Source organism: Zhongshania sp. (genome assembly GCF_047636175.1).
In the GTDB taxonomy this organism is placed as follows: Bacteria; Pseudomonadota; Gammaproteobacteria; order Pseudomonadales; family Spongiibacteraceae; genus Spongiibacter.
In genome coordinates, this window is sequence record NZ_JBLIKC010000007.1 from 53,366 (window position 1) to 66,098 (window position 12,733).

Genomic DNA, 12,733 nt, shown 5'->3' on the forward strand with positions numbered 1-12,733 from the left:
CAGTGCTCAGCATTTTGTTTCGGTAACAGGCAGCGGGTAATACTATCAGGCACCAACCAATAACAGGCAGCGCAGGCGACTTCGAACAATGAAAATCATTATCCTCGGCGCAGGGCAAGTAGGTGGCACACTGGCGGCAAATCTCGCCAGTGAACACAATGACATTACCGTTGTTGATACAGACTCCGACCGCCTGCGGGAGCTTCAAGATCGTCTCGACATTGGGACCGTGACCGGCCATGCCTCACACCCCGACGTACTTGGCCGCGCAGGCGCGGCCGATGCAGACTTGCTGGTTGCGGTCACCAATAGCGACGAAGTTAATATGATCGCCTGTCAGGTGGCCTACACCTTATTCCGCACCCCCACCAAGATTTCGCGGATACGGTCCAACGCGTATACCACTGTAAAAAATCTTTTTGGCAATGAAGGCATACCTATTGATGTCTTTATCAGCCCAGAGGAGCTAGTCACCCGTTATATTAAGCGTTTATTGCAATACCCAGGATCGCTGCAAGTCTTAGACTTTGCCGACGGTAAAGTACAGCTAGTCGGGGTGAAGGCTTATTACGGCGGTCCATTAGTGGGCAATGAGTTATCTGCTATCCGCGACCATATGCCGACCGTAGACACCCGTGTTGCCGCTATTTTCCGCCGCGGAAACGCCATTCTACCCAGTGGCGACACGGTAGTTGAAGCCGGCGATGAAGTTTTTTTCATCGCCGCAAAAAAGAATATTATGCCGGTAATGAGCGAATTGCGACGGCTGGATACACCTTATAAGCGCCTAGTGATTGCTGGCGGTGGAAATATTGGCGAACGTCTTGCACGCTCAGTTGAAAATCGTTATCACGTTAAGATTATTGAGCGCCGCTACGAGCGATGCCGAGCTCTATCTGAGCAGTTATCAAAGGCTATCGTCTTGCATGGCAGCGCCTCTGACCACGATTTATTGGCACAGGAAAATATTGAAGAAACCGATGTTTTCCTCGCACTCACCAATGATGACGAAGCAAATATAATGTCGTCTTTACTCGCCAAACGAATGGGCGCCAAGAAGGTCATTACACTCATCACTAATCCTGCTTACGTAGATTTGGTGCAGGGTGGTGACATCGACATCGCCATCTCGCCCCAGCAAATCACCATCGGTAGCTTGCTCACCCACGTTCGCCGCGGCGATATATATAACGTGCACTCTCTTCGCCGCGGCGCAGCCGAAGCCTTAGAAATTATTGCCCACGGCGATAATCGCTCATCTAAAGTGGTGGGCCGCAGATTAGATGAAATTGTGTTGCCCGAGGGGGTCAGCATTGGTGCTCTGGTGCGGGGCGAGGAAGTGATGATAGCGCACAGCCATTTATTAATTGAATCTGAAGACCATTTAATTTTATTCCTGGTGGATAAAAGCAAAATCAAAATGGTCGAGAAACTATTCCAAGTAGGGTTCACATTTTTCTAATGACCAATAACTTCCCCGCTGATTGGGGCGTTCTTTTATGCACCTGAGAATAATCGCCCGAATCATCGGCCTGTTACTGATGATCTTTAGCCTGACGATGGCGGTTCCCGCCGTTATCTCGACTTGGCTGAATGACGGCGCGCTACAAGCCTTTGTCACCGCGTTTGCCCTAACCTTTGGCAGTGGTCTAGCGCTCTGGTTAAGTAATTTGAGGCTGCGGGGGGAGCTCAGTATTCGTGACGGCTTTCTTGTGGTGTCGTTATTCTGGACGGTGCTGGGCCTATTCGGAGCACTACCATTTTATCTTGCTGACGACCCCGGTTTATCGATTAGTAACGCTGTTTTTGAATCTATATCTGGCCTTACTACCACCGGGGCTACGGTGATCATCGGGCTGGACGAATTACCCATTTCTATATTGTTTTACCGCCAATTTCTGCAGTGGTTGGGTGGTATCGGGATTATCGTTATCGCAGTGGCCATTCTCCCCATTCTAGGGATTGGTGGCATGCAGCTTTACCGCGCTGAGACGCCTGGACCAGTAAAAGATAATAAACTCACACCGCGTATTACCGGCACCGCTAAAATACTCTTCCTCATGTATGTGGCGCTGACCGTGGTGTGCACATTGGCGTATTGGCTGGCTGGCATGAGCTTTTTTGATGCCATTACCCACTCATTCTCCACCGTGGCAATTGGTGGATTTTCGACTCACGACGCCAGCATGGGCTACTTTGAAAGCCCATTGATATTAATGATTTGTAGCGGGTTTATGCTATTTGCGGCGCTCAGTTTTACAATCCACTTTCACGCTTGGCGATCTCGCTCTATACGCAACTATTTAAATGATGCAGAGACCCGCTTCTTTTTGAGCGTCATTGGAGTTGCCACCCTCTCTACCTCGGTGTACCTCTATTTAAGCGGCACCTACGAGCTCCAGGACAGCTTCATTCACGGTATTTTCCACACCATTTCTATTGCCACGACCTCTGGCTTTGGGGCCGAAGACTTTTCTATTTGGCCAAGCTTTTTACCCGTCGCGGTGATTATGCTTTCTTTTATAGGTGGCTGTGCGGGATCAACCGGCGGCGGTATGAAAGCGGTCCGAGTGATGCTAGTCGCAAAGCAAGGTATTCGAGAGATGAAGCAACTTATTCACCCCAATGCCGTTATCCCATTAAAAATTGGCAGCCACCGTGTAGAAGCCAAGGTCGTCAGTGCCGTGTGGAGCTTTGTAGGCGTTTACATGATTTCTTTTATCGTCATCACCCTGGCAATGATGGCATGCGGCCTAGACGCACTCAGCGCATTTTCAGCAACCGCCGGCGCCATCAATAATATGGGCCCAGGGCTAGGCGAAGTAGCGGCAAGTTATCGCAGCGTGAGCGATCCGGGAAAATGGATACTGTGTTACGCGATGCTATTAGGCAGGCTGGAAATTTTCACCTTACTGGTATTGCTAATGCCCTCTTTTTGGCGGCGCTAAGCTATGCCGCCACGCAGTGACAGTCGCGACAAGTGGAACAACCGTCACAGCAGTCAAGAACTCGGCTTAGCTGCCTGTGAGGTGCTGCAGAAGCATATTCATTTATTAGCAAAGCATGGAACGGCTCTGGATCTGGCCTGTGGTTTGGGCAGAAATGCAATAGAGCTTGCCCAGCATGGTTTACAGTGTGATGCTGTAGACATCTCAGACGTCGCCATCGACCGCTTACAGAAATATGCCAAAGAAAACAATTTAAACATAAACGCCGAGCGCGCAGACATCGAGCGTGACGGAATTGGCAACAAAAAATACGACGTTATCGTGGTCAGTTACTTTCTATACCGACCACTGTTACCTGCAATTATCCGAGCGCTAAAACCCGGTGGCCTACTTTTTTATCAAACCTTTGTAAGGTCTGTAACATCCGAGAATAGTGTGCCGCGCGCGAGTCTGGCAAAAGCGAGTTTTTACCTAGAGAAAAATGAACTTTGCTCACAGCTTAAGCAACTAGAAATACGCTATTATCACGAGACAATTTTAGATAGAAATACGAATACCGCATCGATTGCAATGTTAGTCGCCAGTATGCCTACTGGCGACAATACGAAGCAGATCTCATGAATGTACAGACAATTGTGTTTCTACCACGCTGTAAAATTGAAAAGAGCTTTCCATGGCATACCTCGTTCTCGCCATAGCATTTATCGTATCAACTGCACTGTCCGCAGTAGCCTACTTCGTATTGATGACACCTTACGATCCCGCGCTAATAATGTTGGCAACGTTAGCAGGTTGCATCAGTCTTACCGCACTTGGCTTTAGTGGGGTATTAGAGCGCGAACGCCAACTCAAGCGTAATCTCCAGCTAAACAATGAACAGCAGCGCCTCCTCTTAGAACATAGCTCTTCTGCTTTGCTATTGTTAGACGATCAACTCAATGTAGAGTTTCTCAATACCCACCACACATCTCTGCGAAATATCAAAGCAGACTATTCCGACGATCACTCACTAATCGATATATGGCAGGATCATATCTCTGAAGAAACCCGCCAACACGTCCGCCAAGCGATTGCTGAAAAACGGGAGTGGCGTGGTGAATTATGCTTTAGGGGTTCGACGAAGAATGAATACCTGGCTACCACTATCACTCCAATACTTAATGAGCGCGGTGATTTATCTCGAGTGGCCATTAGTGCAGACGATATTACTGAACACCGAGCCACCGCCAATCGGCTATTTATACGCGAACACTACAATATCCTTACCGGTTTACCCAATCGTCAGTTTGCTCTTAGGTCACTGCAGTCGGCCATTAATGACATCGAGAATGCTAAGCATGGCTTTATTTTGCTGCATATTGATTTAGATAAAATTAGATATATAAACGACTCTCTAGGTCATCAGGTTGTAGACAGTATTTTTATAGAGACCGCAGAACGCTTGCAGCGCAGCGTACGCGACGATCAGGTACTTGCTCACTTAGGCGCAGACGAATTTCTTATTATTCTGGACACTGAAAACTGTATAGACGAAGGGGAGATCCTTGCGGAAACCATTCTCGATCGATGCCGCCAAGCGTTCTATATCAGTCATCACGAAGTAATTATTTCGGCCAGCGTCGGCCTATGTCGATTTCCTGCTGACGGCGGTGATAGCACCCTACTTATGCGACGAGCAGAAGCGGCAATGTTCAATGCCAAGGAAAAGGGTGGCGATAGATTCAGTTTTTACGAAGAGGGCATGAGCAGTAAAACTGAACTTCGCCTAGAGATGGAGAACCAGCTGCGACATGCGATTGCCCGCGATGAGTTTAAGCTTCATTATCAACCGGTGATCCACCTGGAAAGCAATACCTTACGTGGCGTGGAAGTGTTGCTTCGCTGGGAGAATGCAGAACTAAATAATCCAGCCCCGGATCAGTTTATCGCTGTTGCCGAGAACAGTGGTTTAATCGTCGATATCGGTAAATGGGTGCTTGAGCAAGCATGCAAGCAAGTAGTGGCATGGTCTAAGGCTGGTTTAAAACCTTTAAGCCTTGCGGTCAATATTTCGGCCAAGCAATTCATTAGTGGCGACCTGCTTGAAAACGTCAGCTACGCCTTATCACAAAGTGGACTCGCTGCCTCACAATTAGAGCTGGAAATTACTGAGAGCTTGCTCATCAACGATACCCCGGAAATCCCGGACACCTTTAGTCAGCTCAAGAAGCTAGGCGTTAATTTATCCTTAGATGACTTTGGTACTGGCTATGCTTCGCTCAGTTATCTAAAACGCTACCCCTTCGATACCTTAAAGATTGATCGCAGTTTTGTGCACGATATTGATAGTTGCGAAGAAAGCGTAACCCTCACCAATGCGATTATCGCCATGGGTCACAGCTTCAATATGACAGTTATTGCAGAAGGCGTAGAAAATCTAAAGCAGCGCCGTATTTTACGCGAGCGACACTGCGATATGGTGCAGGGCTTCCTCTACTCCCCGCCCTTACCGGCAGATCAGTTTATTGCGTGGGCCAAACGCTATGCGGAAATGCAAATTAGCCAACACGTTTAATAATTAAATCGACGGCAGCAGTGCTGGCTCATCCTTCCACACTTGAGGAACCGCACAGTTAGCTAGCGGCTGATCTCCTTCTTGCAGCCAGATCGGAGCTGAAAACGCGATAGGACGGTCACCATCAAACACCCGAACAAAGACATACTTTAACGCTGGGCTCGACACCAAAGTAGTTTCCCAAAAACTGCCGCTACTTTTTGCTATCACAGAATTACCCGGCCCAACTAATTCGAAACGCGGCGCACTCACGGTGGCAGCATTGCTTTCCAAGCGGAGCTTAAGGTTTAAGTCACTGCCCGTAACGTGCCGCAGACGAGACCCCATCGCCTGCCCATCTATGCGGAAATCTATGCGAATATCATTATAATTTTGAGCCACCGCATAAAAACGACGGGCCAGCATAGCCTCACGCAAATCATCTCGACTGCGTGACCGCGCGACAAGTACAGTTTTTGGCAGGTCTGCATCACCCCAGCGTGTATCATGATGATCCTCTGAGCCCACCGGGCCTAAGTACCAACCTTTGTCCAAAGCATAACTTAACCAGCTACCCAAGGGCCCACCACTATCATATTCACTGCCTTTGCCAAATACCTCAATACCCACCGTGCGGTAGTCTGCTGCTTTAACATAGCGGAAATCATTGAAGGTAAACCCAGGATCTCCACCCAAGTTTTCTGCAACACTTTCTATGGCATCTTCTCGCCCTGGATGATTAAAACTAAGCAATCCGTCTGAGCCACCACCAAACTCTGCAGGATAGCTAAACCACTGCCAGAATCTTGCCATCGTCAGTGCGTAACCGGGCCCCGTTTTGGCATTTATTATATTTCTTGAAAAAAACACATTGGCATGACCAAAACGGTCGGAGGTCCACTCAAACCCACGGAACGCTGTAAAATCCTCATCACTTGCGGCTAGTGCTTGCTCTTGTGTCGCCAACCATTCACGGAATGCATCGCTGCGATTATTCTCATCAACGAAGATTAAGCAATCTAAAGTCTGTTCGAGCGCGCAATCGCCTCGACCTGCTGATAGCGGAATTGCCATATTATCAGAGTGATCAGAGCTCCCCGCAAAATCCAAACCGGCGGCCTTAACACTGTCAAAAACGTCAGCGGGGCGACTTAAATAGGTGCCGTCGGAATACGCCGTGTGCTCATGAAGCGCGCCAATATAATGTTCAAAACTCCGTTCATCAAAGGCGGGATTGCACCTGCCAGCAGAATCCTCTTCGCCGAGCTGCTCTAAGACATAACTTGGGTCAGCGACATTAGCCAAAGCGACTCCACAGGTTTGTGGCCCCGGAGCATCCAAACATGCCAAGACTGCAGGGCCTGCAATCTTAGTAAAGATACACTCACTGCTACCGGGGTCAGTAGCGCAAGCAGTAAAATCATCTGGATTTAGAACTGGCGCTAAAGGCCAAAGGGGACAACCTTGTTGCAGGGGCTGGGACAAGCAATTGAACAAATTCGGCTGCGGCTCTACATTTGCTATACCCTGAAAGCTGACATCACGAGTCACGGTATCACGACCATCACTTACCTCGAGTTTTAATTTAAAAATATAGTTGCTTGTCAGGGTCGGTAGGGTAGCGGTAGCCGTGGCTCTGTCATCGTCGGTCATCGTTAAAATTGCTTGGTTCTCCTCAACCAGCTGACGCCATTTATAATATAAGATATTGCCATCTGCATCTTGAGCCTCAGCTAGCAGCGCAACAGTCTCGCCGCTGTATGCAACGCCGGGATCGATATACGCATCCCGTATCTCTGGCGGCTGATTCACTGCCGCGAGAATAAGAACAGAAACTGTATCGCTAGTGCTACCGCCTTTGTCGTCAGTGGCTGTAAGACGAATTTCCATCACTCTATCTACGCTTACGTTTGGAGTGATTAGTGACGGCTTCAGCGTATCGGAATTTCTTATATTAAGCGCTTGGTCAGGTGCTAATGCCTCCCACAAAAGACTTACAAGCTCGCCGTCGCTATCACTCGCGCTGCCATTGAACTCGATTTCAGTATTCGCATACGCCTCTCTGTCTAAACCGGCATCAACGAGCGGCAAAGCATTAACAAAGGTATCGAGCACGCTCACCTCGATATCGTCGAAACCGGTAAAACCACCGCTATCGTACGCAAAAACTCTGAAAACGAGTGGCACAGAAGAATCAACCTGAGGGAGCTTTATAGTCAAAATATCTTGGTCTGCAGCACCAACAATCTCTGCTGTCGGGCCAGACTGCTGCTGCCATTCAATAGCTCGAATGCTTCGTCCACCCTGAGCGGATGTGATCACTCGCAAAGCAATAGTCGCGGCTTCTTCTGCACTTAGATCACTACCGGCATTAACAAGCGGACGCCTGCTCTGGTCGTCGGCAGGATAAACTCCTATCGACTTATTAATCGTTTGAAGCTCTTGTCCCGGCAAACTGCGTTCTGCCCGAAAGGACAGTATTGTTGCCTGGCTAACGGTAGGCGCAGTGTAACTAATACTATCTCGGCCTATTAACACCGCGTCTTCATCGAGCTGGGTATTATCAAACTGCCAATCCCAGCGCCCCGTGTCACCATTAATACTAGGAACTACACGCAGCGTATTGATGGTGTTTGAGGCGACCTCAGTGTCTCCTATGATATAAAAGACGACAGCCGAATTATCGTTGCTGGATTTAGTAATGGATACGCTGCTGCCGCCACAGGCACTTAGCAGCGTGCTTAACAAAAATATCCAAACTAAATGAACGCAAGACTTATACATGGCCAGCTGAACCCCTAAAATATTTGGGCTAAGGATATCGGAAGAACATGACAAAAATATTATCAGATACGGTGGCGACACATATAGAGATTAAGAGCTTGCATCAATAACTGTATTTATATACAGTTAAATCGTAATTAAAGATCGTTCAATAATCAGACGAGGTGAAACATGGCGGTAGTAGCCAAGTGGATGTGTGACAGGGACAATAGTATGTTCGATAACAAAAAAGACGCTGATGCCTACGACAAGATGTTGGAGCTAGCGGAAGGTTTTAGTGCTTTGCTTCAACAACATATTCCCAATGTCGACGAATCCAAGGCCGAGGAATTCGGGATTTTCCTAGCCAAAAATAAAGATGCTGTTATGCAGGCCTGCAAGGGCAGGGTAGAGGCATTAGACGAAATTGACTCGCAGCCAGCGGACAATGTTCGCCCTTTATCGGCCCAAGCCACCTAGTTCTAGTTTGAGATCGTGCTAAATTATTATTGATCAGGCGGCGCGATTTTTCTTAAGTAAATCGTAGGCCGCTTGAATTTCTTGTGCTTTCTCAGTCGCTATTTTCATCATATCTTCTGGCACTCCTTTGGCAATCAGCTTATCGGGATGATGCTGGCTCATCAGCTTACGGTAGGCTCTCTTTAACTCTGCATCCGAAGCCGACTCTTCAACACCTATTGCTTGGTAGGCTCTCTTTAGCTCTGAACCGCTAACATCCTGTCCATAGGCTCCGCTACTGTTAAACCCACGCTGAGCCATGACCATGTCTAGTAAACGCTGAAAGTCCTTTGCAGACACTCCCAAATAGCCCGCTACTCGCGTGACAATATCGCGTTCCGCTGCCGCCATCTCACCATCTGCGAGCGCCATCGTTAGCAGCGCCTGGAGGAGCATTTGGCGAAGCAGAGGCTGGCTCTTCGCCACTTCCATAAAATCAGCCATTTGTGGCTCTAACTCAAAACTGTTTTCGCTGCCTTCTTTAAATCGATCGATGGCATCTTGGCGGCGTGAACCAGTCAAGCCCAGCTGGCTGATAATGGCCTCAGTTTGCGCAACCTCAGACTCACAGACACGCCCGTCGGCCTTGGCAATATGCCCCATGACACGAAATACGGTATCAAAAAATACGCCTTGAATACGCTCGCGTCCGGCGCCGTAATTAAAGCGCATCGCCTGACCAAGGCCACGATCAAAGAAAGTACCTACAGCAAAGCCAAGCAGTGCTAATAGTGGCCCACCCACTAAGAATCCCAATATCGCACCAATAAATTTTGCCATTCTGTTCTGTCTCCTTAATATCTGGACGTAGATAGTAACAAGTCCACCACTACTACGACCAGAAACAAGCTTAGTCTTACCGCACTCGCTGTCATATCTGTATAATTCACCTCTTTGTTTATTTAGTGGGGAACGCCGTGAGTAAGGCAGACGTGAGCACCTTTCAGGGGCTGATCTTGGCATTGCAACAATACTGGGCCGAGCAAGGCTGCGTGCTATTGCAGCCGCTGGATATGGAGGTTGGTGCAGGCACCTTCCATCCTGCCACATTCTTACGCGCTATCGGTCCCGAGACTTGGAATGCGGCTTACGTGCAACCGTGTCGCAGACCCACCGATGGCCGCTATGGCACCAACCCAAATCGTCTGCAGCACTACTATCAGTTTCAGGTCATCATGAAGCCCTCTCCCAGCAATATTCAGGATCTATATTTAGATTCACTGAAAATGCTCGGTATTGACCCCGAGGTACACGACATCCGCTTCGTTGAAGATAACTGGGAATCCCCAACATTAGGCGCCTGGGGCCTAGGTTGGGAAGTATGGTTAAACGGTATGGAAGTCACTCAGTTCACTTACTTCCAACAAGTCGGCGGTCTAGAGTGCTTCCCGGTCAGTGGCGAAATCACCTATGGCTTAGAACGCATCGCCATGTATCTGCAAGGCGTTGACAGTATTTACGATTTGATCTGGACGAAAGGTCCCGCCGGCAATGTCACTTACGGTGACGTATTCCATCAAAATGAAGTTGAAATGTCGCACTTCAATTTTGAGGAGGCTGACGTAGACCAGTTGTTTTCCCAATTCGATCACTACGAAAAAGAAAGCAAGCGACTAGTGGAGAAGGGCCTACCACTGCCGGCCTACGAAATGGTAATGAAGGCCTCTCATGCCTTTAATTTACTAGACGCCCGCCACGCAATTTCTGTTACCGAAAGGCAGCGCTTTATTTTACGCGTTAGAAGTTTATCCCGCGCCGTTGCCCAAGCCTATTTCGATGCTCGCGAAGCCTTGGGTTTTCCACTGGCACCAGAAAATTTACGCGCTGAGTTTGCCGCCGCCAAGGAGAGTAAATAATGACTGCGAATCGTGATTTACTGATAGAAATAGGCACAGAAGAGTTGCCGCCCAAAGCCCTAAAAACTTTATCTTCGGCATTTACCAAAAGCATTACATCGCAGCTTACTGCTAAGTCTTTAGACTTCTCAGCTGTAAAAAGTTTTGCTACACCGCGGCGTCTCGCGGTGCTGCTATCTAACCTTGCAGAAACTTCACCAGATAAAGAGCTCGAAATTTGGGGACCACCGGTTAAGGTGGCCTTTGATGACGCAGGCAATGCAAGCAACGCCGCCTTAGCGTTCGCGAGAAAGAACCAGCTCAGTGTTGATAGCTTAGACCAATATATTGCCAATGACGGCAAGCAAGATAAACTATGCTATCGGCATATTGCCAAAGGCGCTGCGACCAAGGATCTTATAGCCGATATTATTAATACTGCATTAATTTCACTGCCTATCGCAAAGAGAATGCGTTGGGGTTCATCCCGTACTGAGTTCGTTCGGCCCGTACAATGGATCGCGATTGTGTTTGGGGATGAAACAATACAAAAAAATATTTTTGAAATAACTTCGTCGAATATTACTCGCGGCCACCGCTCTCATTGCAATCAAGAATTAACTATAACAGCCCCAGATCAGTACGAATCTGTTCTCAAAGAACAGGGGAAAGTGGTTGCCGATTATCAATTGCGTAAAGACAGTATTCGCGCACAAATTACAGCCCTTGGCGAAACCCTAGGTGGCCAAACAGTTATTGGCGATGACTTATTAGATGAAGTTAGCTCTCTGGTCGAATGGCCGGTCGCTCTTGCCGGTAGCTTTGAGGAGCGCTTTTTAAAGGTTCCGGCTGAAGCATTGATTTCTTCAATGAAGGAACATCAGAAATACTTTCACGTGGTGAATTCTAATGGCAATCTTATGCCATTTTTTATTACGGTTTCTAATATTGAAAGCCTTGACCCGCAAAAAGTGATAGCTGGTAATGAACGTGTCATTCGGCCAAGACTTAGCGACGCTGCATTCTTCTTTGAAACCGATTGTAAGACCAGCCTAGAGCATCGCAGGGAGCGGTTGCGCGCCATTGTTTTCCAAGACAAGCTGGGCAGCATATATGATAAAACATGTCGTGTTGCTGAACTTAGTGTCGATATCGCCAAGCTATTAGACGCCAACCCAGACACTGCCGAACGCGCCGCAGCGCTGTCTAAAAGTGACCTCGTTACCGATATGGTACTTGAGTTTGATGACATGCAAGGTATTGCGGGCTATTACTACGCTAAAAATGATGGTGAAGCCGATGACGTCGCGCTCGCCATGAACGAGCAATATATGCCGCGCTTCGCTGGCGACAGTTTACCCACTAGCATCACCGGTATCATCCTTGCTTTAGCGGATCGCTTAGACACCATTACCGGTATTTTTGGCATTGGACAAATACCCACAGGGTCAAAAGATCCCTTTGCTTTACGCCGTGCCTCTCTTGGTGTATTGCGGATTATTGTCGAGAAGAAACTAACACTAGATCTCAGTACCTTGGTGGACCTAGCGATTGCAAAGCACAATAAGTTCGCCAACGACACCAAGCTCAAGGGAACCGTCCTTAGCTATATTATAGATCGCTTAAGAGCGGGCTACGAAGATCAAGGCATCTCCACAGAGGTATTCTTATCCGTTAATGCCAAGCAGCTTAGTGCGCCACTAGATATTGATAATCGCATCAAAGCGGTACAAGCCTTTAATCAGCTGCCGGAAGCGGCGGCGCTAGCGGCGTCTAACAAACGGGTATCAAATATTCTCGCAAAGATTACTGACAAGATAGCAGATACGGTTAATGACAAACTGCTGCAAGAGCCTGCAGAAACCGCGCTCGCAGACCAACTTGCTCTGCAAAGAAAGGCTGTTACGCCCTTATTTGCTATCGCTGATTACGAAGGTGGCTTAAAGTCTTTGGCGGCATTGCAGCCAGCCGTTGACGCTTTCTTCGAGCATGTCATGGTTAATGTTGACGACGAGGCACTGCGCCGCAATCGTCAGTCTTTACTAAAAGAACTGCAGGGCCTTTTCTTAGAAGTCGCCGACATTTCTTTGCTAGTTGTAGGTAAATAGATGCCGTTCGTATTTAAGTCGAAGATG

9 protein-coding genes are annotated in these 12,733 nt (G+C 48.2%); 7 read left to right on the top strand and 2 right to left on the bottom strand.

Annotated features, from left to right (window positions below):
• The first annotated feature begins 88 nt into the window (after nucleotides 1-88).
• The 4 genes from trkA to ACI955_RS05575 are packed head-to-tail and all read left to right on the top strand — an operon-like array spanning nucleotide 89 to nucleotide 5,502.
• Complete coding sequence (trkA, locus tag ACI955_RS05560; protein ID WP_415242742.1) at nucleotides 89-1,462, top strand: Trk system potassium transporter TrkA; 1,374 nt, start codon at nucleotides 89-91, stop codon at nucleotides 1,460-1,462.
• 37 nt (nucleotides 1,463-1,499) lie between these two features.
• Entirely contained in the window at nucleotides 1,500-2,948 is a 1,449-nt protein-coding gene (locus ACI955_RS05565) for a TrkH family potassium uptake protein (protein ID WP_415242743.1), read from the top strand.
• A gap of 3 nt (nucleotides 2,949-2,951) precedes the next feature.
• Complete coding sequence (locus ACI955_RS05570; protein ID WP_415242744.1) at nucleotides 2,952-3,569, top strand: class I SAM-dependent methyltransferase; 618 nt, start codon at nucleotides 2,952-2,954, stop codon at nucleotides 3,567-3,569.
• A gap of 52 nt (nucleotides 3,570-3,621) precedes the next feature.
• Complete coding sequence (locus tag ACI955_RS05575; RefSeq protein ID WP_415242745.1) at nucleotides 3,622-5,502, top strand: putative bifunctional diguanylate cyclase/phosphodiesterase; 1,881 nt, start codon at nucleotides 3,622-3,624, stop codon at nucleotides 5,500-5,502.
• 3 nt (nucleotides 5,503-5,505) lie between these two features.
• On the opposite strand, the gene ACI955_RS05580 is transcribed toward ACI955_RS05575, so the two are convergent.
• Entirely contained in the window at nucleotides 5,506-8,265 is a 2,760-nt protein-coding gene (locus ACI955_RS05580) for a PKD domain-containing protein (RefSeq protein ID WP_415242746.1), read from the bottom strand.
• 171 nt (nucleotides 8,266-8,436) lie between these two features.
• Here ACI955_RS05580 and ACI955_RS05585 point away from each other — a divergent pair, with 171 nt between their 5' ends.
• A complete protein-coding gene (locus ACI955_RS05585; RefSeq protein WP_415242747.1) occupies nucleotides 8,437-8,724 on the top strand; it encodes a YebG family protein in 288 nt (95 codons plus the stop codon).
• Between the two features lie 33 nt (nucleotides 8,725-8,757).
• Here the strand turns inward: ACI955_RS05585 and djlA are convergent, their stop codons facing one another.
• Nucleotides 8,758-9,543, bottom strand: coding sequence for a co-chaperone DjlA (gene djlA, locus ACI955_RS05590; protein WP_415242748.1), 786 nt, complete (start codon nucleotides 9,541-9,543; stop codon nucleotides 8,758-8,760).
• 137 nt (nucleotides 9,544-9,680) lie between these two features.
• Here djlA and glyQ point away from each other — a divergent pair, with 137 nt between their 5' ends.
• Both glyQ and glyS read left to right on the top strand, forming a co-directional pair.
• Nucleotides 9,681-10,619, top strand: a complete 939-nt coding sequence (gene glyQ, locus ACI955_RS05595) for a glycine--tRNA ligase subunit alpha (RefSeq protein ID WP_415242749.1) — start codon at nucleotides 9,681-9,683, stop codon at nucleotides 10,617-10,619.
• Complete coding sequence (gene glyS / locus ACI955_RS05600) at nucleotides 10,619-12,706, top strand: glycine--tRNA ligase subunit beta (protein WP_415242750.1); 2,088 nt, start codon at nucleotides 10,619-10,621, stop codon at nucleotides 12,704-12,706. The genes glyQ and glyS overlap by 1 nt, the downstream gene beginning before the upstream one ends.
• The last annotated feature ends 27 nt before the right edge of the window (nucleotides 12,707-12,733 follow it).